This is a genomic window from Streptomyces sp. NBC_00440 (assembly GCF_036014215.1).
GTDB lineage: Bacteria > Actinomycetota > Actinomycetes > Streptomycetales > Streptomycetaceae > Streptomyces.
Genome location: NZ_CP107921.1, coordinates 7,248,072 through 7,270,759, shown reverse-complemented (window position 1 = coordinate 7,270,759; position 22,688 = coordinate 7,248,072). Strand labels below are relative to the sequence as shown.

The 22,688-nt window shown below is 70.9% G+C and carries 17 protein-coding genes; 6 read left to right on the top strand and 11 right to left on the bottom strand.

What is annotated here, in order from left to right; genetic code table 11:
* The first annotated feature begins 17 nt into the window (after window positions 1–17).
* A complete protein-coding gene (locus tag OHB13_RS32420) occupies window positions 18–944 on the top strand; it encodes a transketolase family protein (protein WP_328379458.1) in 927 nt (308 codons plus the stop codon).
* Between the two features lie 70 nt (window positions 945–1,014).
* Here the strand turns inward: OHB13_RS32420 and OHB13_RS32415 are convergent, their stop codons facing one another.
* The 6 genes from OHB13_RS32415 to OHB13_RS32390 form a co-directional block, all read right to left on the bottom strand.
* Window positions 1,015–2,205: a Gfo/Idh/MocA family protein gene (locus tag OHB13_RS32415; RefSeq protein ID WP_328379457.1), complete on the bottom strand. Its 1,191-nt coding sequence runs from the start codon at window positions 2,203–2,205 to the stop codon at window positions 1,015–1,017.
* Between the two features lie 138 nt (window positions 2,206–2,343).
* Window positions 2,344–4,566, bottom strand: coding sequence for a galactose-binding domain-containing protein (locus OHB13_RS32410; protein WP_328379456.1), 2,223 nt, complete (start codon window positions 4,564–4,566; stop codon window positions 2,344–2,346).
* Window positions 4,563–6,023 (bottom strand): M1 family metallopeptidase, encoded by a 1,461-nt coding sequence (locus OHB13_RS32405; RefSeq protein ID WP_328379455.1) that lies wholly within the window; start codon window positions 6,021–6,023, stop codon window positions 4,563–4,565. Before OHB13_RS32405 ends, OHB13_RS32410 begins: the two co-directional genes overlap by 4 nt.
* Complete coding sequence (locus OHB13_RS32400) at window positions 6,020–7,693, bottom strand: extracellular solute-binding protein (RefSeq protein ID WP_328379454.1); 1,674 nt, start codon at window positions 7,691–7,693, stop codon at window positions 6,020–6,022. Before OHB13_RS32400 ends, OHB13_RS32405 begins: the two co-directional genes overlap by 4 nt.
* 68 nt (window positions 7,694–7,761) lie before the next feature.
* Complete coding sequence (locus OHB13_RS32395; RefSeq protein WP_266860547.1) at window positions 7,762–8,622, bottom strand: carbohydrate ABC transporter permease; 861 nt, start codon at window positions 8,620–8,622, stop codon at window positions 7,762–7,764.
* Between the two features lie 85 nt (window positions 8,623–8,707).
* The gene (locus OHB13_RS32390) at window positions 8,708–9,709 is read right to left on the bottom strand and encodes an ABC transporter permease (protein ID WP_328379453.1); all 1,002 of its coding nucleotides are present in this window, start codon (window positions 9,707–9,709) and stop codon (window positions 8,708–8,710) included.
* A gap of 340 nt (window positions 9,710–10,049) precedes the next feature.
* Between OHB13_RS32390 and OHB13_RS32385 the strand changes: the two genes are divergently transcribed.
* The 5 genes from OHB13_RS32385 to OHB13_RS32365 all read left to right on the top strand — a co-directional run bounded on the left by OHB13_RS32385 (window position 10,050) and on the right by OHB13_RS32365 (window position 18,231).
* Window positions 10,050–11,036 carry a hydroxyacid dehydrogenase gene (locus OHB13_RS32385; RefSeq protein ID WP_266860549.1) on the top strand — a complete coding sequence of 329 codons (987 nt, stop codon included), beginning with the start codon at window positions 10,050–10,052 and terminating at the stop codon, window positions 11,034–11,036.
* 62 nt (window positions 11,037–11,098) lie between these two features.
* Window positions 11,099–12,193 carry a LacI family DNA-binding transcriptional regulator gene (locus OHB13_RS32380; protein WP_266860550.1) on the top strand — a complete coding sequence of 365 codons (1,095 nt, stop codon included), beginning with the start codon at window positions 11,099–11,101 and terminating at the stop codon, window positions 12,191–12,193.
* 141 nt (window positions 12,194–12,334) lie between these two features.
* On the top strand, window positions 12,335–13,762 hold the full coding sequence (locus OHB13_RS32375) for a M60 family metallopeptidase (RefSeq protein ID WP_328379452.1): 1,428 nt from the start codon (window positions 12,335–12,337) through the stop codon (window positions 13,760–13,762).
* A 46-nt stretch (window positions 13,763–13,808) separates the two neighbouring features.
* On the top strand, window positions 13,809–16,262 hold the full coding sequence (locus tag OHB13_RS32370) for a polysaccharide lyase 8 family protein (protein ID WP_328379451.1): 2,454 nt from the start codon (window positions 13,809–13,811) through the stop codon (window positions 16,260–16,262).
* A gap of 100 nt (window positions 16,263–16,362) precedes the next feature.
* Window positions 16,363–18,231, top strand: a complete 1,869-nt coding sequence (locus OHB13_RS32365) for a DUF2264 domain-containing protein (protein WP_328379450.1) — start codon at window positions 16,363–16,365, stop codon at window positions 18,229–18,231.
* A 93-nt stretch (window positions 18,232–18,324) separates the two neighbouring features.
* Here the strand turns inward: OHB13_RS32365 and OHB13_RS32360 are convergent, their stop codons facing one another.
* From OHB13_RS32360 to OHB13_RS32340, 5 genes are read right to left on the bottom strand one after another with little or no spacing between them, the layout of a single operon-like run.
* Complete coding sequence (locus OHB13_RS32360; protein ID WP_266851085.1) at window positions 18,325–18,894, bottom strand: GAF domain-containing protein; 570 nt, start codon at window positions 18,892–18,894, stop codon at window positions 18,325–18,327.
* Window positions 18,891–19,544: a GTP-binding protein gene (locus OHB13_RS32355; protein ID WP_328379449.1), complete on the bottom strand. Its 654-nt coding sequence runs from the start codon at window positions 19,542–19,544 to the stop codon at window positions 18,891–18,893. The genes OHB13_RS32360 and OHB13_RS32355 overlap by 4 nt, the downstream gene beginning before the upstream one ends.
* On the bottom strand, window positions 19,522–19,893 hold the full coding sequence (locus OHB13_RS32350) for a DUF742 domain-containing protein (RefSeq protein ID WP_328379448.1): 372 nt from the start codon (window positions 19,891–19,893) through the stop codon (window positions 19,522–19,524). The genes OHB13_RS32355 and OHB13_RS32350 overlap by 23 nt, the downstream gene beginning before the upstream one ends.
* A gap of 2 nt (window positions 19,894–19,895) precedes the next feature.
* Complete coding sequence (locus OHB13_RS32345; protein ID WP_266851090.1) at window positions 19,896–20,330, bottom strand: roadblock/LC7 domain-containing protein; 435 nt, start codon at window positions 20,328–20,330, stop codon at window positions 19,896–19,898.
* Complete coding sequence (locus OHB13_RS32340; protein ID WP_328379447.1) at window positions 20,320–22,302, bottom strand: sensor histidine kinase; 1,983 nt, start codon at window positions 22,300–22,302, stop codon at window positions 20,320–20,322. The genes OHB13_RS32345 and OHB13_RS32340 overlap by 11 nt, the downstream gene beginning before the upstream one ends.
* Between the last annotated feature and the right edge of the window lie 386 nt (window positions 22,303–22,688).

The window sequence follows — 22,688 nt, the reverse complement described above, 5'->3', positions numbered from 1 at the left end:
GCCGAGAGGGATTTGTCATGGACAACATGCGTGAGCGCTTCGCCGCCACCACGTCGCGGCTGCTGGACGAGGACCCGCGGCTCGCCGTCGTACTGGCCGAGATCACCCGCGACGGATTCGCCGACGCGGCACGCGCCCACCCCGGCCGGGTGGTCAATGTGGGGATCCGTGAGCAGCTGCTGATCGGTGCCGCCGCCGGGATGGCGCTGACCGGGATGCGCCCCGTGGTGCACACCTTCGCCAGCTTCCTGGTCGAGCGCCCCTTCGAGCAGGTCAAGCTGGACCTCGGGCACCAGGGTGTGGGGGCCGTGCTGGTCAGCGCCGGAGGGTCGTACGACTGGCCGGCCGGCGGTTTCACCCACATGTCGCCCGGCGATGTGGCGCTCCTCGACACGCTCGACGGCTGGACCGTGCACGTACCCGGCCATCCCGACGAGGCGGAGGCCCTGCTGCGCCGGGCCGTGCGCGGGGACGACCGGGTGTACGTACGGCTGTCGGTGCAGGCCAATCAGCGGCCGCGGCCGGTCACCGGAGGCGGTTTCCACACCGTGCGCGAGGGCCACGGCGGGGTGGTGGTGGCCGTCGGGCCGGTCCTGGACGCCGTCCTGGAGGCGACGGAGGGCATGGATGTCACCGTGCTGTACGCGACGACCGTGCGGCCCTTCGACGGCGCGGCCCTCCGCTGGGCCACCGACGCCCACGACCGGGCCGATGTGGTGCTGGTCGAGCCGTATCTGGCCGGCACGTCGACGGCCGCGGCGAACGACGCCCTGGCCGACCGGCCGCACCGGGTGCTGGGCCTCGGGGTCGGCAGGAAGGAGCTGCGGCGGTACGGGCAGATCGAGGAGCATGTCGCAGCGCATGGCCTGGACGCCGCCTCGCTGCACCGGAGCATCACCGGATTCCTGGCCGGGACGTCCCGGCCGCTAACGCCAGGCCGCTAACGCCAGGCCACGGACTCCGGGCCGCGAGCCAAGGGGTCGGAGCCCGCGAGCGACGGCCCCGCACCCCCGGTCACCCCCTGCGCTGCTGGCCGCGCTCGAAGTAGTCGGCGAGCGCCGGGTCGAGCGGGGGCACCCGGCGCGGGGTTCCGCCGTCCCGGAGCGAGTCCGTGGCCCGCACCCCGGCGGCCACCGCCATCCGGGCGGCGACCGGTGAGGTGTCGGTGCGGCCGCCCTCGCGTACGAACCGCAGGAACTCGTCCATGAGCAACGGGTCGGCGCCGCCGTGGCCCGCCTCGTCCTGCGCGTCCGGCACGGCGTGGATCTCGTCGGCGTCCTCGCGGTACACGGAGCGGCGGGTGTTCCAGACCTTCACCTGGCTGCCCGGCCCGTCGCCGAAGTTCTCCAGGCGGCCCGCGTCGCCGATGACGGTGTAGTTGCGCCAGTAGTCGGGAGTGAAGTGGCACTGCTGGTAGGCGGCCAGCACGCCGTTGTCCAGGCGCATGTTCAGCAGGGAGACGTCCTCGATGTCGATGACGGGGTTGAGGGCGCGCTGGGTGTGCGGCGGCCAGTGTCCGTCCTTGGTGTACCAGTCGGCGGCCTTGGGCTCACCGGGCTCGCGGCGGTGCGGGTTGTCGCCGTAGACCATCAGGTCGCCCATGGCCTGGACGTCGCGTGCGTAACCGCCCGCCAGCCAGTGCAGTACGTCGATGTCGTGTGCGGCCTTCTGGAGCAGCAGTCCGGTGGTGTACTTCCGTTCGGCGTGCCAGTCCTTGAAGTACCAGTCGCCGCCGTAGCCGACGAAGTGCCGGACCCAGACGGTCTTGACCTCGCCGATCGTGCCGGCGGTGATGAGGTCGCGCATCAGCCGGACGACCGGCATATGGCGCATGTTGTGGCCGATGTAGAGACGGGTGCCGGTCTCGTACGCGGTGCGCAGGATCTCGTCGCACCGCTCGACCGTGATGTCGAGGGGCTTCTCCACGAAGACCGGTTTGCCCGCACGCAGCGCTTCGCAGGCCAGCTCGGCGTGGGTGTGGTCTGGGGTGACGACCAGGACCGCGTCGATGTCCGGGTCGTCGAGGACCGTGCGGTGGGCGGAGGTGATCAGTGCGCCGGGGAAGGCCGTGGCCGCCTCCGTACGGGCGGCCGGGTCGGGGTCGGCGAGTGCTGTGACGCGCGAGCCGGCTCCGGGCCGGTGGGCGGTGCGGGCGATGCTGCCGCGCAGGCCGTAGCCGAGGACGCCGATACGGAGGTCGGACATGGGGCTTCCTTCACTGGTGCGGGTGATGCGGATGGTGCGGGTGGCACGGGTGATGCGGGTGATGCGGGTGATGCGGGTGCGGGCGGCCCCCCGGAAGGGGCCGCCCGCAAGCTGCCGCTACGAGCAGCTGCACAGGCCCTACGGGTGGACGGCGACCTGGGCGAGCCCGACCCGTCCGGTGCCGGTGAGCTGGATCTTCACGTACCGCGTGTCGGTGTTCAGGCCCAGCACCGTGGGCCGCAGCGCCTTGCCGCCGACGTGGACGGTCTTCTTGTCCGCCCGGACGTCGAAGCCGGCCGTCGTGGTCGAGGCGTCGTTCCAGATCTCGATCCGGCCGACGTGCCGCACTGAGCCCAGATCCACCTGCCACCAGGCGCCCTGCTCGGAGAGCGTCCGGGTGTCCGTCGAGGTGTCCCCGTCGATGGCCAGTGCGGCGGCGGCCCCGTCGGTGGACGACTGGGTGGCGGTGCCGGTGCGGGCCAGGTCGGGGCTGAGCTGCTCGACGGAGCCGCGGTGCGCGCCGGCCGCCGAGGCGATCTTCAGCGCCGCCGCCGGGAGCTGTTCCAGGCGGGTGTGGTTGTCCGTCATGGTCGAGCCGGTCCCCGCGATGGGGGGCGCGTCGGTGTCGGTCCAGTTGCCGCGTGCGGTGTTCTGGATGCCGTAGTCGGCCCAGTTGGAGACCCACTTGTAGCCGAGCCGGGTCAGGACGTTGTTCTCGACGGTGATGTACGAGGACTGCTCGTCGAGGTAGATGCCGTTGCCGTCGCGCTCGGTGTTGCCGTACGCGGAGCGGTTGATGTAGTTGCCGGAGACCACCGTGCCGGGCTGGGCGCCCTGGGTGTAGATCGCGCCGCCGTCGTGCTGGGCGTCCTTGACCTGCATGACGTTGGTGATGCGGTTGTCGGTGATCCGGTTGTCGCGCAGCACCGACTTCTGCGCCTCCGGCTGGTTCCAGCCCCAGCCGACCGAGATACCGGAGTAGGGCAGCTGGTCGAGGCTGTTGTGGTCGATCACGAGTCCGGCTTCGTAGCCCGCCCAGACCGCGGCCGCGTCCGTGTACTCGACGGCGGCGCGGGTGACCGTGTTGTAGGCGAACGTGTTGCGCTCACCGGCCAGTTCGGGCGCGGGGTTGGGGTCGGTGTCGCCGATGTACGCGGCGCCCGACGACAGGTCGGTGAAGTCGGAGTGGGTGATCCCGGAGTCCTTCGTACCGGCTTCGAGGACCGCACCGGCCCCGCCGAGGTGGGTGAACGACGCCCCGTCGACGGTGACATGGCGGCCGCCGTGCACGGTGAGCGCGGCCGACGGCTTGGTGTAGTAGCGGCCGGAGTGGTCGACGGGACCGGTGGCGCCGGTGAGGGTGAGGCCGGCCTGCATCCCGGCGTAGCCCTCGTCGGTGTCCGGCTGGTGGTAGGCGGCGTAGGCGAAGCCGATCCCCCGGATGGCGACGTCGTGCGCACCGTCGACCGTCACCAGCTGCTCCGTGACGGGCGTGACGGCGGTGGCGTGCCGCATGTTCTCGCCCTTGCGCGGCAGGTACGTGATGGTGTGCGTGGCCGAGTCGTGGACGAACTCGCCCGGCTGATCGAGGAGTTCGGGTGCGTTCTCGAAGAACGCGACGCCCGTGTAGCGAGTGGAGTCCACGGTCGTGGAGTCCCAGGCGGGGCCGGTGCGGTCGGTGCCGCTGGCCGAGTTGGTCCAGCAGGGCTGGGCGAAGGTCATGGTGTCGCCGCTGACCCCGGCGATCCGGCAGTGGTAGTTGCGCCAGCGGACCTTGATGACGGCCTCGGCGTCGGTGGGCCGCTTCCAGTCGGCGATCCCGGTCGCCTTCGCGCCGGTCATACCGGTCTTGGTGGCGTCGCAGACACTGGCGGCGCAGGCTCCGCCGCGGGCGGGAGTGGCCCGGACGCCGTTGACGAAGAGCTGCCGGGGTGTGACGCCGTCGGGCACCCGGGCGGCCCAGGCCCCGCCGGACGTCCTGGTCCAGCCGGTGACCGTACGGCCGCCGGAGAGGACGGGGCGGGCGCCGGGCGCCGCGGTCCAGGTGGTGCCGGAGTCGGCAGCGGTGAGCTTCAGGGCCGCGGTGCGGGTGTACGTACCCCCGGCGAGCTGCACGGTGACGTCATCGCCGTGCAGGGTGCGGGCCTTGTCGCGGGCGCCGTCCAGGGAGCAGGGGCGGCTGTGGGTGCAGGACGCTCCTGCGCCGTGCGGGGCCGCGTACAGGGTGTCGGTGTGCGAGGGCCGGGCGGCCTGCGCGAGCGGCGCGGTGGCCAGCAGCGCCGCGACGGCGGCGAGCGCGGTGCCGATGCGGCGGGCGGCCGGGCGGTGGATGGCTGAGCGGTGCGTGGCGCGGCGGTTCATGCGGCGGCCTTCCAGTCGGGGTGGCCCGGCATCGGCGGGTTGGTGGCGCCGAACAGCCAGTCGCGCAGAAAACGGTCCAGGGTGCGGTCGCCCGTGACGTCGACGGTGTGCCGGATGAACTGCTCGCTGGTGTACGTCGAGTCCTTGAAGCGCCGGACCCACTCGCGCATGATCCGGTCGAATGTACGCTGCCCGACCTGCTGGTTGAGCGCGTACAGCACGAGCGCGCCGCCGTCGTAGATGTTGGCGCCGCCGAGCGCCTTGGGCAGTCCCGGCGGGCCGTCCTTGGCGCGGACCGAGTCCAGCGTCCCGTAGGTGGCCTTCATCTTGTCCGCGACGACCGACCAGCCGCGCTCCTCGCTGTACACGGCCGCGTAGTAGGTGGCGGGCCCTTCGTTGAGCCAGGCCTGCTGCCAGTCGTGCGGGGTGACGGAGTCGCCGAACCACTGGTGGGTCATCTCGTGGACCATGGTGTTCTCGTACGTCGGGTTGCCGTCGGCGTTGAGCTTGAACCAGTTGGTGCCCATCAGGGTGAGGGTCTGGTTCTCCAGCGCGTCGGTGTAGCCGTCGTAGATGTGGAGCCCGTACGTGGAGAACGGGAACCGCCCGAACTTCGCCTCCAGCCAGGCCAGATGGTCGGCCGTGCGCGCGACGATCGGCGCGTAGGTGTCCTCGTGGCCCTGCGGCACGATATGGCGCAGCGGCAGACCGGTGTGGCTGCTGCCGTACAGATAGGTGCCCTTGACAACCGCGATGCCGAGGAGTTCGGTGGGCATCCGCTCGCGGAGCGCGAAGTGCCAGACCGCCGAGCCGTCGGCGCGCGGGGTCCGGTGCAGCAACTCGCCGTTGGCGGCGGCCACATAGCCCTTCGGCGCGCTGATGTGGAAGGCCCAGGTGGCCTTGTCGGACGGGGTGTCGTTGCAGGGCAGGAAGGTGTCGGCGCGGGAGGACTGCACCGCGGACGCGAAGCCGCCCTCGCTGCCGAACACCCAGCCGCCCAGGCCGAGCCGCTTGTCCTTGCCGTTGCCGTGGTAGCGGATCTCGACGATGAAGGGCCGGCCGTCGTGCAGCGGACGGGCCGGGGTGAGCGTCAGCTCCTGGCCGCTGCTGCCTGCCGACAGTTCCCAGCGGGCGGCGTGGCCGTCGACGGTGACCGCGTCGATGGTGTGGCCGTCGGTGTCCAGGTTGAAGGCGGACAGGTCCTGGGTGGCCCGCGCCGATATCCGCACTGCTGCGGTGAAGTCGTAGGTCACCGGGGTGAAGTCGAAGGTCAGGTCGTAGTGCGTGACCTCGTAGCCGCCGTTGCCGAGGGTCGGGAAGAGCGGGTCGCCGACCCCGCTGGAGCCGGGCTTCGGATCGAAGGAGCGGGCCAGGGCGGGTGTGCCGAGTGCGGGTACGGCCGCGGCGGCGGCCACCGCCGCGCCGCCGAGCTGGAGGACAGTGCGTCTGGTGGTCACTTCTTCCCCTTCTGGACTGCCTCTTCGAACTCGTGACGGGCCTGCTCTGCGCCGTGCGCCAGGTACTGCTTGGTCAGCTCGGAGTAGTACGACATGGGCTTGCGGCCGGAGACGATGTCCTTGAGGCCGTCCAGCTTGAGCGTGTAGAGGCTGCCGTAGCCCTTGGAGTCCCAGGTGGGCGACGAGACCTTGAGGGTCGGGTCCTGCTCCATGATCGGGATCATCTTGGCGTACGCCTCGTGGACGTACCGCACACCCTTCTCGGTGTCCGTGCTGAACACGGCCGGTACGGCGGAGGCGAGCATCTTCCAGGGGACGGTGGCGTCCTGGCTGCCCTTCTTGGTGAGGATCGGGTTGCCCTTGGCGTCACGGGTGAAGTCGGTGCCCTCCACGCCGTAGTTGATGAGGGTGTACTCCTCGCTGCCGAACGGCGATGCGGCGAAGTCGGCGAGGGCGAGGAGCTGCTTGACGCGCTCGGTGGACGCCTTCTTGATGTGGGTGTTCTGGAGCGAGACGTTGTCCATCCAGGCGATGGCCTTGTCACTGAACGGTGTGATGGGCCGGGGGTCGAACTTCTTGTTGACGGCCGCCATCGCCGCCACATAGCCGGTGCTGGGGGTGTAGTACGACGGCATCCCGTCGTACACATAGGCGCCCTTGCCGTTCTTGAACATGTCGGTGTACTGGGACTTCTGCGCGCCCGACATGCCGATCGTGCCCGGGTAGTAGCAGCCCGCCTTGTACAGCTTGCGCGACGTCTCGACCGCCAGGCGGAACTCGTCCGACTCCAGGTCCGTCGTGAACTTGCCGGTCTTCGGGTCCATCCGCCAGTAGAGGGGCGCCCCCGCCGACATGGCGAGCAGGGTGGTGGCGCTCGCAATGATGGCGTACTGGTCCTTCTTCGGGCGGGTCAGCTCCTTGCAGACCTCGACGAACTTGTCGAGGCTGGTGATCTCGTCGAGGCTGGAGACGCCGACCTCGGCGAAGAGGTCATGGCGGTAGAAGCCCGCGCCGCCGGTCCCCATCCGGGAGATCGGGATGCCGAACAGCTTCCCGCCGAAGATGGCTCCCTCCCAGGCCGCCTGCGGGATCGCCGCGAGGTTGGGGTAGTCCTTGACCTTGTCGCCGGCCAGGAAGGGCGTCAGATCGGCGCACTTGGCCGCGCAGAACGCCGCCTTGTTGTCGACGCCGCCGGTCTCCGGGTACATGAAGATGTCCGGCAGCGTGTCGCTGGCGACCATCGTGGTGAACTTGGTCGAGTAGTCGTCGGTCGGGACCGCGGTGACGTCGACCTTCCCGCCGAGCAGCTTCTCGATCGCCTGCCAGGCCGCGTTGTTGCCGCGTGCCGGAGGGGGCGGCGAGAAGGTCTCCATCGCCGCCGATATCGGCTTCGCGCCCTTGAGGACCTGTCCCTTGGTGGCACGCGGCGTGGTCGCCGGGTACCGGTAGAAGGCCTGCGGCACACCCGCGGCCGTCCCCGGCAGGTCGGGCTTCAGGCCGATGTTGCGCACCGTGGTGGTGGGCAGCAGGTCGGCGCTCTTGGCCTCGGCCTTGGCGGCCGTACCGCCGTCGCCGCAGGCGGCGAGCAGCGGGGTCGCGGCGAGGCCGAGGCCTATGCCCGCTCCCAGGCGGAAGAGGGTTCTGCGATTCATCGGGGTGGAGCTCGGCACGGACATCTCCTTGAGAGAAGGGAGGGAAGGCCGGGGGGTGGCGGCGGCGGGTTCTGCCGGAGGCGGGTTCAGCCCTTGATGGCGCCGGTGAGCACGCCCTTGGTGAAGTAGCGCTGGACGAACGGGTAGACGAGCAGGATCGGTACGACGGCGACCACCAGGACGCCCATCTGCACGGCCTCCTGCGGGGCGACGCTCTCGCCGGCCGCGGCGCCGCTGAGGCTCTGGCCCTGGAGGACGAAGGTGCGCAGCACCATGGGCAGCGGCCACTTGTCCGAATCCTGGAGGTACAGCAGCGAGTTGAAGAAGGCGTTCCAGTACGCGACGGCGTAGAAGAGGCCGACAACCGCGATGACCGCCTTGGAGAGCGGCAGGACGACCTGGAGCAGGATGCGGAAGTCCCCGGCGCCGTCGACGCGCGCCGCGTCGTACAGCTCCTCGGGCAGGTTCATGAAGAAGGCGCGCAGCACGACCAGGTTGAAGGCGCTCATCAGGGTGGGGATGACGAGTGCGGCGTACGTGTTGTAGAGGCCGAGCTGGTTGACCAGCAGGAAGTTCGGGATGATGCCGGCGTTGAAGAGCATGGTGAACAGGGCCGTCATCAGGATGAAGCGGGAGCCCGTGACATTGCGGCGGGAGAGCCCGTACGCCATGCCGATGGTGGCCAGCAGGCTGGCCGCGGTGCCGAAGACCGTGATGCCCACACTCACCAGGAGCGCCCGGGTCACCACACCGCCGGTGAAGATGGTCCGGTACGCGTCGAGCGTCGGGTGCTCGGGCCACAGGACGAGGCCGGTGGACTTGATGATGTCGGTCTGCGAGGCGAAGCTCGTGCCGATGACGCCCAGCAGCGGGTAGGCCACGGCGAGCACGACCAGGACCAGGACGATGCCCTTGCCGGTGAGGCCGAGGCGGGTCGGCCGCTCCATCCACGGCGGACGGCCGTCCGACGGCGTGATCACGGGTGCCGCCGCGAGAGGCGCCGCCGTGACGGGGGCTTTCGCCGGTGACTTCTCAGCTGTCCGCACCGCGGTACACCCCTTCGTGGCCGAGACGGTGGGCGAACTTGTTCGCGCCCAGGACGAGGACGGTTCCCACGACTGCCTTCACCAGGCCGACAGCCGCCGAGATGCCCCACTGGTTGTCCTTGATGCCGTGGTAGTAGACGTAGGTGTCGAGTACTTCACCGGAGCCGGGGCCGACCGCGTCGCGCTGGAGCAGGATCTGCTCGAAGCCGACGGAGAGGATCTGGCCGAGGTTCAGGATCAGCAGCAGGATGATCACCGGGGCGATGCCGGGGAGCGTGACGTGCCACAGCCGGCGCCAGCGGCTTGCGCCGTCGATGGCCGCCGCCTCGTACTGCTGCTTGTCGATCCCCAGCAGCGCGGCGAGGATGATGATCGTCCCCCAGCCCGCGTCCTTCCAGATGGACTGGAGGGCGATCAGCCAGGGGAAGGCGTTGGGGTCGCTCATCATGTCGTAGCGCGGCAGCCCCAGGTCCCCGAGGAGATCGGGCAACAGCCCGGCGCCGCCCAGGACCTGCTGGAAGATCGAGACGATGATGACCCAGCCGATGAAGTGCGGCAGATAGACCACGCTCTGGATGAACCGGCGGAGCTTGTCGCTGACGATGCTGTTGAGCAGCAGGGCGAGCGCGATCGGCACGGGGAAGAAGAAGATCAGCTGTACGAAGGCGATCTCGACCGTGTTCGCGGTCGCCGACCAGAAGGCCGGGTCGGCGAAGGCGCTGGAGAAGTTGGCGAAGCCCGTCCACGCGCTGTGCATGTATCCGAGGTACGGCTGGTAGTCCTGGAAGGCGACCATGTAGCCGAGCAGCGGAATGTAGTGGAACACCACGAAGTACAGCAGTCCTGGCAGGGTCAGCAGCAGCATCACCTTGTCGCGCTTGATCCGCTGCCACAGGGACAGCCGGTGCTGGGCGACGAGGGGTGGGGATGGCGCTTTGGACTTCCTGCGCCGCTTGTCCAGCGGCATCGGAGGTGCTGTTTCAGCCATGGTGCAGTCCTGTTCGGCTGGGGTGGCGCAGAGCGAGCCTTCTGCCGCCGCAACGTAGTAAGCGGTTAACCCCATCGTCAAGAGATCGGAGGAAACGTCTGCGTTACTCGATGTTTCTGCCGGAGAGATCGCCCGGATAGGTCCCCAAATAGCGGCGCAAAGGGGGCAGATGGCCACGCAGATCGCTTGACGTTTGACGTCTGGGCTCCCTAGCGTGCCGCCCATCAATAGAACGCGTTTACTGTCCGGAGGCAGGGTGCGAACCACCGACGAGGCACCGGCCCAGACCGGTACGGACGAGCCGGACCCGCCCCCGCGGCGGCCTCGCACCGTACTGGCCATGGACCCCGGACTGATCGACGACATCTTCCCGCCACGGGTACGGACCCGTCTTGAGGAATCGGCCGATCTCCATCCGCCCTATGTCATCAGGGAGTTCAACTCCCCCGATGCAGCCGCCGCGCTGGCCGGCGCCGAGGTGCTGCTCACCGGCTGGGGCTGCCCGCCCATCGACGCCGGACTGCTGGAGCGGGCGCCGAGGCTGCGGGCCGTCATCCACGCGGCGGGCACCGTCAAGACGTTCCTCGCCCCGGAGGCGTACGAACGCGGGGTCGCGGTGTCGTCAGCGGCCGACGCCAACGCGGTACCGGTCGCGGAGTTCACCCTGGCCGCGATCATCATGGGCGCCAAGCGCGCCTTCCCGTTCGCCCGGCTCTTCCGCGAACGCCGCACCCACCGCACCGCCGCCGACCTCGACCGGCAGCACTGGATCGGCACCCACGGCCTGACCATCGGCGTCATCGGCGCCTCCCGGATCGGCCGCCGGGTCATCGAACTGCTCCGGGTGCTCGAAGCGGACATCCTGCTCTACGACCCGTATGTCACCCCCGCCGAGGCCGAGTTGCTGGGGGCCGTCTCCACCGACCTCGACACGCTGATGGCGACCAGTGACGTGGTGACCGTGCACGCGCCCGACACACCCGTGACCCGGCAGCTGCTCGACGCACGGCGGATCGGTCTGATGCGCCCCGGCACCCTGCTGGTCAACACGGCACGCGGACGCCTGGTCGACACCGAGGCGCTCACCGGGCACCTGGTCAGCGGGCGGCTCGACGCCGTACTCGATGTGACGGACCCCGAGCCGCTGCCCCCGGGGCACCCGCTGTGGGACCTGCCGAACGTCTTCATCACCCCGCACATGGCGGGCGCCCAGGGCAACGAGATCGGCAGGCTCGGCGAGCTCGCCGTGGACGAGCTCTGCCGCTACGCGGGCGGCCTTCCGTTCCATCACCCCGTCCACCTGGCCGACTTGGAGCGGATCGCATGAACGGCCCCGCCTCGCAGGCCATAAGCTCAGCGGCACAGGACGACAACCAGGGGGTGGGACGGATGCGCCGCCAGACCTCGGCAGCCGACAGCCGACGACGCGCGACCGTCACCGACGTGGCACGGCTGGCGGGGGTGTCGACCGCGACCGTCTCCCGTGTGCTGAACCGCAACTACCCGGTGGCCACGGCGACCCGGGAGCGGGTCGAGGAGGCGATGCGCGAGCTGGGCTATGTCGTCAACGCGCACGCCCGCGCGCTGGCCGGGGTGTCGGGGCGCACGGTCGGCATCATCGTCAACGAGCTGATCGACCCCTTCTACGCCTACATCGCCCGCGGTGTGGAGCGGGAGGCGAGCCTCGGCGGACGGCTCTGCCTGGTCTGCTGCACCCAGGGCGACCCCAAGCGCGAGCTGGCCTTCATCGAGCTGATGCACGAGCGGCGCGCCGACGCCGTGGTCGTCGTCGGCGGCAGCGTCGCCGACCGCGCGCACACCGCCGAACTGGGGCGCAGGGCCCGCGATCTGGAGGCCGGCGGATCGAAGCTGGTGCTGTGCGGGCGGCCGTCGCTCGGCGAGGAGGCGTGCGGCGCGGCCGTCGAGTACGACAACGAGGGCGGCGCCTTCGCCATCACCGACCATCTGCTGACCCAGGGCCACGAACGCATCCTCTACCTCGGCGGCCCACCGGCCCTCTCGACCACCCGTGACCGGCTGGCCGGGCACCGGCGCGCACTGGAGCTGCGTGGTGTGGCCCGGGATCCCGGGCTTGAGCAGCTCGGCTCGTTCAGCCGCTCCTTCGGGCGCGGCCGGATGGCCGAACTCCTGCGGGAAGGACCGGACTTCACCGCGGTCTTCGCGGCCAACGACAATGTCGCGGCCGGTGCGGCCCAGGCCCTGGAGGAAGCCGGGGTCCGGGTGCCGCAGGACATGTCACTCGCGGGGTACGACGACATCCCGGTGGCGCAGGAGCTGCGGCCCCGGCTGACGACCGTGCACATCCCGCTGGAGGAGATGGGGCGCCAGGCCGTGCGGCTCGCGGTGCCCGGCGGGGACGAGGACGAGTGGCGGGAGCCGAGCACCGGCACCGTACGGCTCGGCACCCATCTCGTGGTACGCGATTCCGTGGCTCCGCCGCCGGCGCGCGGCCGCCGGGCGTGACCGCTTACTTACAGCCTGTCCCCAGTTGGCCATAGTAAAAGACAGTAACTTCCCCGATCCTCTTGCGGGTTGATAGCAACCGCTTACATGCTGACGCGCAGTTCGTACGCCACTCCATCACCTCTGCCCCTGGGAGTCCGGATGCGCCCTGCCCACCTGCCCCTCACCTCCGCCGCGGTCAGCCGCCGCTCCGCGCTCGCCGCGCTGGCGGGTGCCGGAGCCATCACCCTGCTCGGCGCCGGCGGTGCTTCGGCCGACGGATCCGCCGCCCGCACCGCCGGCCCGGCGGGCACCGGATCCCACGACGGCGCCCACGACGGCGCCACGATGCTGATCGAGGCGTTCCCCGGCGCGGAGACCGAGCGGCTGCGGCTCGACCGGTCGCTGCGTGCCAGCGAGTTCATCCCGACCGGCCGCTACGCCGCACCCGGCGCACAGGTCACGGTGCGGATCCGGCCGGGCCACGGGGCGCTGCCCGTCCTGCACATCGGGACGTTCGACGACTACAACACGAACCCGGACCTCAAGGCCCCCCGGGTGTTCCCGCTGCGGGCCGGCGAGAACACCGTCTCCGACGTCTACGGCGGCCCCCTCTACCTCAGCTTCGCCGGCCACGGTCAGCAGGCGGCGGTCACCTTCGTCTCCGGCACGGCGCGGATGGCCGGTTTCGAGCTGGGCCGCACCTCCGAGGCGGACTTCCAGCGGCAGCTGGACAGCATCACGGATGTGCCGTGGGTGGAGCTGACCACCGGGCACACCATCCTGACGCTGACCCGCGAGGGCGCGCTGCTCTACCGCGGTGAGGACCACGCGGCGCTGCTGCGGCTCTTCGACACCATCATCGACTCGCACAACAGAATCAGCGGCCTGGTCGGGCCGAAGCCCCTGAACCGCCCCAAGGCCGGCCGCTACCACTTCAACGAGGTGAGCGTCGTCCCCAAGGGCGTCGGCGCCTACGCCTGGCACGGCTTCAACGGCTTCCCCCGCGCCTATATGGACCGCCTCTGCACCGTTCAGGGGCTGCGCACCCGGGGCTGGGGGCTCTACCACGAGCTGGGCCACCTCAACCAGCAGGCCGCCTACCAGGCGGGCGGGCTCACCGAGGTCACCGTCAACATCTACTCGCTGGCCGCCCAGCGCACCCTGGGCCAGCCGTCCAACCTGCTCACCAAGGACGCGACGACCGGGCTCAACTGGTTCCAGTCGGCGGCGCCCAAGGTCGGCACGCCCGGCATCGCGTACGAGACGACGTTCGGCCCGTACGAGCAGCTGGTCCCGCTGCGTCAGCTGGAGCTGGCCTTCGGCGACGACTTCTGGCCGCGGCTGCACCAGCTGGTCCGCACCGAGCACCAGCACGACGCGCCGGTCGAGGACTACGACCACGACCCGGCCGTGGAGGCCAGGCAGTACCGGGCGCTCTCCACCTACGCCAGCCGGGTGTCGGGATACGACCTGACGGACTTCTTCGTACGGAAGTGGGCCTTCCCCATCGATGCCACCGGGGTCGCCGAGATCGCCGCGCTGCGGCTGCCGAGCCCGCCCGTCGACCCCAGCTCGCTGAGCGACTGACCCCGCCCGACCGACTCCGGAACCGAAGGGACCGAAGGAAACCGCCATGGAACAGCCTCATTCCGCCCTCAGCAGGAGAACGCTCCTCGCCGCCGGGGCCGCATCGGCAGTCGTCGGGGCCGCGGGAGCGGGAACGGCGCGAGCCGCGTCCCCCGCCGCCGGTGACGCTCGGGCGGCCGACGCGAAAGACACGGCAGACGCGACCGGCACAGCCGACACCTACGAGGCCGCGCTCGTCCGCGCCGAACAGCTCATCACCGGGGGCGATTTCGACGCGTCCGACCCCGATTTCGCCGCCGCGCTGGCCGCACTCGACGCGTCGGCCGCCGACTTCTGGAAGCGGCTGGACCGCACCACCGCCCGTACCGCGCTCTGGCCGGACTACGTCCCGGTGACCGATCCGGGGATGTTCAGCCAGAGCTACACCCGGCTGCGGACCCTCGCCACCGCCTGGGCGACCACCGGCGCGGCGCTGCACGGCAGCGAAGAGGTGGCGGACGCGCTGGTGTCCGCGCTGCGCTTCCTGCACGACACCGCGTACAACCCGGACAAGCGCGAGACCGGCAACTGGTGGTTCTGGGAGATCGGAGCGCCGCGCGCCCTGCTGGACTGCTGTGTGCTCCTCAGGACGCGCGTACCCGCCGACGATCTGACGGCCCACCTGGCGAGCGTCGAGAAGTTCGCGCCGAATCCGGACCGCCGCACCAACTCCCCCACCCTGGCCGAGACCGGCGCCAACCGGTCGGACAAGTCCGTGATCACGGCGCTGCACGGGCTGCTCGCCCGCGACCCGGCGAAGGTCGCGCTGGCCCGTGACGGCCTCTCCGACGTACGCGACAAGGGGCTCAACAGCCTCTTCCAGAACGTCACTTCGGGCGACGGCTTCTACGCGGACGGCTCGTTCATCCAGCACGACGCGGTCGCGTACACCGGCTCGTACGGCACGGTGCTGCTCGGCGGGGCCGCGTATCTGAGCGCGCTGCTCGCAGGTTCGCCCTGGGCGGTCAGCGATCCGCACATCTCCGTGATGTACGAGGCGGTCACCGGGACCTTCTCACCGGTGATCTTCGACGGGCTGATGATGGACGCGGTGCGCGGCCGGGCCATCTCGCGGGAGCGGGCCGCCGACCACACCGACGGCGCGGCAGCCGTATCGGCCATCCTGCTGCTGGCCGGCGCCGCTCCGCCAGCCGTCGCCGACGGCTGGCGGGCGACGGTCAAGGGCTGGATCGAGCGCAACCGCACCGATCCCTACCTCGGTCTGGTCGGGATCCCGCAGGTCGCGCTCGCCAAGGAACTGCTCGCGGACCGGAGCGTCACCGCGGCGGACCGGGTGACAGGTCACCATGTCTTCGCGGACATGGACCGGGTGGTGCACCGGCGGCCCGGCTGGTCCATGGCGCTGTCCCTCTCATCGAAGCGCATCGCCGCCTACGAGGCGGGCAACGGCGAGAACCTGCACGGCTGGTACACCGGTGACGGCATGACGTACCTCTACACCGGCGACGACCTGGGCCAGTTCGGCGACGGCTTCTGGCCGACCGTCGACTCCTACCGGCTGCCCGGCACCACCGTGGACACCCGCCGCCGCGCGGACATCACCGAAGGCGGCTACTACCTGCCGGGGAACACCGTCGCTGGCGGCGCGGTGCTGGACGGGCGGTACGGCGCGGCCGCCATGGAGCTGGCCGCGCAGGGCAGCACCCTGGTGGCCCGCAAGTCGTGGTTCCTGGTGGACAACGCGGTGATCGCGCTCGGGGCGGGCATCACAGCGAGCGACGGCCGCACGATCGAGACGGTCGTCGAGAACCGCAATCTGCACACGTCCGGCGCGCCCCGGCTGACCGTGGACGGCCGGCGCCAGCCGTCGGAGCAGGGCTGGAACGGCACGTTCCACGGCGCCCGCTGGGCCCATCTGGACGGAGTCGGCGGCTATCTGTTCCCGTCGTCGGGCACCTCGCTGAAGGCGCTGCGCGAGGAGCGCACCGGCCGCTGGAGCGATCTGGACACGGGCGCGGACACCGCCGGTTCGACCACCCCGGTCACCCGCCGGTACGCGACGCTCTGGCTGGACCACGGGGTCTCCCCCACCGACGCCTCGTACGCCTACATCCTGCTGCCCGGTGCGTCAGCGGCCGCCACCGCGGTCCAGGCGCACAGCCGGCCGGTGCGGATCGTGGCCAACAACGCCACTGTGCAGCTGGTCGAGGTGGCCAGGACCGGGCTGACCGCGGCCACGTTCTGGCAGCCGGGGACCGCGGCGGGTCTCACCGCGTCCGGCCCGGCATCGGTCCTGCTGCGGAGGCACGGCGGCGGCTACTCGGTCGCGGTCGCCGACCCCGGACACGAGCAGCAGACGCTGACGCTCGAACTGCCCTTCCGCGTACGGGAGGTGGTCCGCGCCGACAGCACGGTGAGCGTCGCCACCGGACGCCGCCCGGTCCTGACGATCGACGTGGCCGGTTCGCGCGGCCATACTCACACCGCCGAGCTCCGCTGACACCCGTCCTGCCGGTGCCGGCGGGCCTGCGGGCCCCGCCGGCACCGGCCCACCCATTCCACCGCCCCCGCCCTTCCCACAGCCCAGGAGCACCACCCGGATGACCCCGCCCTTCCTCCACCTGCCCCCGACCGACCGGCTCCTCTCCTCGCGCACCGGCTGGACCCGCGCCCACTGGGAGACGCTGGCCGACCGGATGCTGGACGCACTCGTGCCGTACGCGACCCCCGGTTTCGCCCAGTACCGGCTGCCGGGGCGCGGCAGTTGGTCGGGGGTGGTGTCGGACGGCCTCGAAGGGTTCGCGCGCTCCTTCCTGCTGGCCGCGTTCCGGATCGCGGGGGCGGGCGACGGGGCCGATCCGGCTCTGGTGGAGCGGTACGCGCAGGGCCTGGCCACCGGCACCGATCCTCAGTCGCGGGAGGCCTGGCCGAGGCTGACCGAGTGCTCCCAGCAGATGGTGGAGGCCGCTTCGGTCGCCGTGGCGCTGCACGAGACCCGCCCCTGGATCTGGGACAAGCTGGATACCCGGGTCCAGGAGCGGGTCGTGGACTGGTTCTCCGGCTTCGTCGGCAGCCGTACGTGGGACAACAACTGGCGTCTTTTCCAGGTGGTGTCCGAGCAGTTCCTCGCCTCGGTCGGCGCCCCGTACAGCCAGTCGGACATCGACGGCGGGCTCGACCGGATCGAGGACTGGTACGTCGGCGACGGTTGGTACACCGACGGCGACGGGCAGAACTTCGACTACTACATCGGCTGGGCACTCCATCTGTACCCGCTGCTCTGGTCCCGGATCGCCGGTGAGGACCCGGACACCGGGCGCACCAAGGTCTACCGGGAGCGGCTCCGCCAGTTCCTGGACGGATACCAGCACTTCTTCGGCACGGACGGCGCACCCGTGCACCAGGGCCGCTCCCTCACCTACCGGTACGCGGCGCTCGCCCCGGTCTGGATGGGCGCCCTGGCCGACTGCACCCCGCTCTCCCCCGGCCGTACCCGACGCCTCGCGTCGGGCACCCTGCGGCACTTCGCGGAGCGCGGGGTGCCCGACGAGCGCGGGCTGCTCACACTGGGCTGGTACGACACGTTCCTGCCCACCACCCAGCCGTACTCGGGACCCGCTTCCCCGTACTGGGCGTCGAAGGGCTTCCTGGGGCTGCTGCTCCCGGCCGATCACCCGACCTGGACGGCCCGCGAACAGGCCCTGCCCATCGAGGAGTCGGACCAGTACACCGCGCTGCCCGCACCCGGCTGGCTGCTGCACGGGACCCGGCACGACGGCATCGTCCGGCTCATCAACCACGGGAGCGACCACAATCCGCCGCAGGGCGAAGCGGAGGACGACCCGCACTACGCCACGTTCGGCTACTCGACGGCGACCGCCCCCGATGCGGCGCCGCACGCCCGGGAACGGGCCGTGGACAACCATCTCGCGGTGCTCGGCCCGGACGGTGTGCCGTCGCGGCGGCGGCGCATCAACAGGCTGGCCTGCGAGGGCCGGACCGCGTCGTCCTGGTACGAGGACGCGGGGGCCCGGGTCGAGACGACGAGTGTGCTGCACGGCCCCTGGGAGATCCGGGTGCACCGGGTGGACGCCGCACAGGGCGTGACCGTACGCGAGGGCGGCCACCCGGTGGCCGCCCAGGAACGTCCCTCGTCCGACGAGGGCGCCGGGTGGGCGCTGGCCCGTACGGCGGACGGGCTGACGAGTGCGCTCGTGGGGCTGCACGGCTGGGACGGGGCACAGGCGTCGGTCGCACGAGATGTGCAGGCCAACGCGTACGGCCCGCACTCCGCGACACCGTCTCTGAGCCGCGGCCAACACCCGGGCGGGCGGAGCGTGCACGTCAGCCTGGTCGCCCTCTCGCGGGACGCGGTGCACCCCGGGGCGCTCCAGGAGTCGATCTCCGTCACGGTCACGGACGGCACGGTCGAGCTGCTGTTCCCGGACGGCACGACCGTGACCGCCTGACCGAACCGCCGCGGCGGGCGCTGGGCTTGGACACGAGAGGCTTGATCACGAGGGGTTTGAACACGAAGGGTTTGAACAGGAGGCGGCGGCTGGTCAGATCCCGCCGTCCTCCCGGTGGTGGATCTGCGCGACCAGCTCCGCCGCCGCCGCTTTGATGGTCTCCAGACCGGCGAGCCCCCACTGCCGCGGCACGGTGTCCACGACGCACACCGCGCCCAGTGCGGTGTCCGTACGGTCGATCAGAGGTGCCCCCAGATACGAGCGGATGCCGATCTCGTCCACCACCGGATTCCCGGCGAACCGCGGGTAGTCGCAGACGTCCTCCAGGACGAGCGCCTTGCGGCGGGCGACGACATGCGGGCAGTACCCGTGGTCGCGGGCCATGACGCGGTTGATCCCGCAGGCCGCGGCCACCGCGCTCAGGTCGCTGCCCGAGTGCGTCCCGGCCGGGGTGTGCAGTCCGGCGAAGAACTGCCGGTTCTCGTCGATGAAGTTGACCAGGCCGTACGGCGCCCCGGTCGCCTCGGCGAGCCGTCGGGCGAACTCGTCGAAGACCGGGTCGGGGTGCTGCCCCAGGCCGAGTCTGCGCAGCCGCCGCCCCCGGACGGGCGCGTCCCGGTCGACGGGGGTCAGCAGCAGCCGCCCGGTCGGGTCGTACGTCATGGGTGGACTCCCTGGGTGGTGACCGGACCCGGCACCTGGCCGGTAACCGGTTCTGTTGCCTGGTCTGTTGCCGGACCGGCCTCCGGCGCGGTGTCGAGCAGATGGCCCACGAGGGTGACCAGCGTGCGGATTCCCGAACTGGCGATACGGGCGTCGCACAGCACCACGGGGATCTCCGCCCGCAGGTCGAGTGCTGCCCTCACCTCGTCCGCCCCGTAGCGGAACGCGCCGTCGAACTCGTTGACGGCGACGATGAATCCGATGCCCCGTTGCTCGAAGAAGTCGATCGCGCCGAAGCATTCGGCGAGGCGGCGGGTGTCGGCGAGCACCACGGCGCCGAGCGCGCCGGCGGAGAGTTCGTCCCACATGAACCAGAAGCGCTCCTGGCCGGGCGTCCCGAAGAGGTAGAGCACATGCTGCGGGTCGAGGGTGATCCTGCCGAAGTCCATGGCGACGGTGGTCGTGGACTTGGACTCGACGCCCTCCAGGCTGTCCGTCTGCTCACCGGCCTGGGTGAGCATCTCCTCCGTGCTCAGCGGTGAGATCTCGCTGACCGCTCCCACGAAGGTTGTCTTGCCGACCCCGAAACCGCCCGCGACCAGGATCTTCAGCGCGGTGGGAAAGAGATCAGAGCCGTCGTCGTAGGCCATCGAGCACTGCCTCCAGCAAGGAAAGGTCGGTGGGGTCTTCGTCGGGGCGGGGCGCGCGCGTGGAGACCGCCCCGCTGTCCATCAGGTCCGAGAGCAGCACTTTGGTGACGACCACGGGCAGCCGCAGATGGGCCGCGATCTCCGCCACCGAAGTGGGCCGCTCACTGAGCCCGAGTGTCTGCGCGTGGTCGGGGCCGAGGTGGGACGGGAGCGGCACCCCGGTCGCCATCACCTGGGAGAGCAGGTCCAGCTGGGCTGTGGGCCGGGTGCGGCCGTTGCTCACGGCGTACGGGCGGATCAGCCGGCCGGCCGCATCGTCGAGCCATGGGCTGTCCTGCTGGAACGGCACGTTCAGCGCCCCGTGGCGCTCGATGCGCCGACCCGGCTGCGGGCCGGTGTCACCAGATAGGGCCGCACGCTCTTCACCAGCATGGCCATCTCGTATCCGAGCACCGCCGCGTCCGTCTCGCGCCCGGCCAGTACGGCGAGACAGGTGCCCGAACCCGCGGTGGAGACGAACAGCAGGGTGGAGTCGAGTTCGACCACCACCTGCCGGACCTCTCCGCTGTCGCCGAAGCGTGTTCCGGCGCTGCGGCCGAGCGAGTACAGGCCGGAGGCGAGGGCCGCCATGTGGTCGGCACTGTCGGCGTCGAGCCCGTGCACGGACTTCACCAGCCCGTCGGCGGAGAGCAGGACGGCGTTGCGGGTGAAGGGGACGCGCTGGACCAGGCCGCTCAGCAGCCAGTCGAGATCGGACACCTGCGCGGTCGGCGCTTCACTCACCATGGTGCATCTCCTCCTTGGAGGAATCGTCGGAGAATCCGTCGGGGGAACCGCCGGGAAAATCGTCGTCACGGTGCGGCAGTCGGCCGCCGTCCGGCATCTCGCGGTCCGGCCTTTCGGGCTCCGCCTCGGCGAGGCTGATGCCGCGCTGGAAGGCCGCCATCAGGCCCGGATCGTGGACGGCCGGGTGCTCCTCGTCCGTCCGGGGTGCGGGCGCGTCCTTGAGCTGGGGGACCAGGTGCTGCTGGCTTCTGCGCCGGGGCAGATCGGGCCGGTGCGCGGGCGAGAGCAGCGGTACGGGCCCGGTGTCGTACCGCGCGCCGTCGGTCACCGCTCCGGTGTCCGGCGGCGGCCCGTGGTGGGCGCCCGGGAGGGCCGCGGCCGGATTGGGCCGCGTGCCCTCCGGCTCCCGTACGGGCAGCGGCGGGGCGGAACGGCCGGACGGAGCCGTCAGCTCATCGGGGGCGATGGACGAGTGGGGCCCGGCCTGGAGCAGGGCGTCGGTCGTCCGCGGCCCCGGGCGGAGCGGGTCCGGGTGTGTCAGTGGGTCCTGAGGTGTCAGTGGGGCCTGGCGCGCCAGTGGGTCCGGATGTGCCGGTGGGTCCTGGTACGCCTGCGAGACCTGCTGCGCCTGGGGGGACTGCTGTGACTGCTGTGACTGCGGTGGATGGGGGATACGTCCGGCTGCCCCCGTCTGGAGCCCGTTCTCGTCGGCGCCGAGAAGGGCGGCGGGCAGGACGAGTACGGCCTGGACCCCACCGTAGATATTGGTCTGGAGCCGGACCGAGACACCGTGCCGGCGGGCCAGGGCGGCGACCACGTACAGCCCGATCCGTCCGTCCTGGAGCAGATGGCCCACATTGACCTGGTCCGGCTCGGCGAGCAGGGCGTTCATCCGGTCCGTCTCGGTCACGGACATACCGAGTCCCCGGTCCTCGACCTCGACGGCCAGTCCGGCGGTGACGTGCTGGGCACGCAGCAGCACCTGGGTGTGCGGGGCGGAGAACACCGTGGCGTTCTCGACCAGTTCGGCGAGCAGATGGATGACGTCGGCGACAGCGTGGCCGCGCAGCGTTCCGTCGACCGGTGGCACCAGTTTGACGCGCGGGTACTGCTCGACCTCGGCGACAGCGGAGCGCATGACCTCGGTGAGGGAGACCGGATTGGACCACTGGCGCCGGGAGATGGCTCCGCCGAGCACCGCGAGGTTCTCCGCGTGCCTGCGGATACGGGTGGCCAGATGGTCCACCTGGAAGAGGCCCTTGAGCAGTTCGGGGTCCTCGACCTGGTACTCCAGCTCGTCGAGCAGCTGGATCTCCCGGTGCACCAGCGACTGGAGGCGCCGGGCGAGATTGACGAACACCTCGACCTTCTGCTCGTCGACAGTGGTCACGGCGGGCGGGGCGATCCGCGCGGCCCGCACCACGGACTCCACGGCGGCTTCCTGGGCCCGGTTCAGCTCAAGGGCGAGCAGGTCGAAGGCGTCGCCCCGCGACGGCCCGGCGGTACCGCCCCGTCCGCCGGGCGGCGCCTCCCCCCTGCTGAGCCGGTCGACCACGCCCCGCAGGTCGGCCTGGCCGCGCACACTGGAGCGGCGCAGCGCGGTGCACCGGTCGAGCACTGTCCTGGTGACCCGGTCGGCGCCCAGCGCGGCGGCGGCCATGGCGGCCGCCGCGAGAGCCGCACATCCGGCCAGCACCCCACGCAGCGCCACCGAGGGGTGTACCCCGGCGGAGTGGATCGTGTAGACCACGGCCGCGGTGCCGCTCAGCGCCGCCACGACGGTGGGAAGAATGGCGGTACGCAGCAGCTGCGGCCGTATGCGGACCTCGGGCGTCGGCGGTACGGACCGCGAGCGGCGGGCGGACGGAGCCGGGGAAGGGCCCGGCCGGGAGGCCGGGCGGCTGCCCGTCCGGCCGTGCCGTCCGCCTTCCGGCCGGTCGTTCCGCGCTTCAGGTGCGCGAAGTTGAGACATCAGCGTCCTCGGTACGTGGGATACCAGGGCTCACCGACAGGGAATACAACTCACCTGACGCGTCTCCCTGTTGATCAGCAGCCACTCACAGTAGTCGCCACGCCGTGGCGTCCGATGTCTAGTTGCCGAACTTGCGCGCCGAGCGTCCCGCTCTGGTATGAGGGCTCGTACGCACGGCCGAAAATTATGCTGCTGTCACGGCCCCGATATGACTGGCGGCGCCGACATGACGTACGGAGCTGACATGACGGACGGAGCTGACCATGGCTGACAGGACCGACATAGCTGACAGTGCCGGCAGAACTGCCGGGGCCGACCAGGCATCGGGCCTGCGGAACGGCTGGGCATATGGTCCGGGCAGTATTGCGCGCATGACGAATATCCGT

Bases quoted from the DNA above. Each gene is read 5' to 3' on its own strand.
- OHB13_RS32420 (WP_328379458.1), top strand. From the start codon at position 18: ATGGACAACATGCGTGAGCGCTTCGCCGCCACCACGTCGCGGCTGCTG.
- OHB13_RS32415 (WP_328379457.1), bottom strand. From the start codon at position 2,205: ATGTCCGACCTCCGTATCGGCGTCCTCGGCTACGGCCTGCGCGGCAGC.
- OHB13_RS32410 (WP_328379456.1), bottom strand. From the start codon at position 4,566: ATGAACCGCCGCGCCACGCACCGCTCAGCCATCCACCGCCCGGCCGCC.
- OHB13_RS32395 (WP_266860547.1), bottom strand. From the start codon at position 8,622: ATGGAGCGGCCGACCCGCCTCGGCCTCACCGGCAAGGGCATCGTCCTG.
- OHB13_RS32390 (WP_328379453.1), bottom strand. From the start codon at position 9,709: ATGGCTGAAACAGCACCTCCGATGCCGCTGGACAAGCGGCGCAGGAAG.
- OHB13_RS32385 (WP_266860549.1), top strand. From the start codon at position 10,050: ATGGACCCCGGACTGATCGACGACATCTTCCCGCCACGGGTACGGACC.
- OHB13_RS32380 (WP_266860550.1), top strand. From the start codon at position 11,099: ATGCGCCGCCAGACCTCGGCAGCCGACAGCCGACGACGCGCGACCGTC.
- OHB13_RS32375 (WP_328379452.1), top strand. From the start codon at position 12,335: ATGCGCCCTGCCCACCTGCCCCTCACCTCCGCCGCGGTCAGCCGCCGC.
- OHB13_RS32370 (WP_328379451.1), top strand. From the start codon at position 13,809: ATGGAACAGCCTCATTCCGCCCTCAGCAGGAGAACGCTCCTCGCCGCC.
- OHB13_RS32365 (WP_328379450.1), top strand. From the start codon at position 16,363: ATGACCCCGCCCTTCCTCCACCTGCCCCCGACCGACCGGCTCCTCTCC.
- OHB13_RS32360 (WP_266851085.1), bottom strand. From the start codon at position 18,894: ATGACGTACGACCCGACCGGGCGGCTGCTGCTGACCCCCGTCGACCGG.
- OHB13_RS32355 (WP_328379449.1), bottom strand. From the start codon at position 19,544: ATGGCCTACGACGACGGCTCTGATCTCTTTCCCACCGCGCTGAAGATC.
- OHB13_RS32345 (WP_266851090.1), bottom strand. From the start codon at position 20,330: ATGGTGAGTGAAGCGCCGACCGCGCAGGTGTCCGATCTCGACTGGCTG.
- OHB13_RS32340 (WP_328379447.1), bottom strand. From the start codon at position 22,302: ATGTCTCAACTTCGCGCACCTGAAGCGCGGAACGACCGGCCGGAAGGC.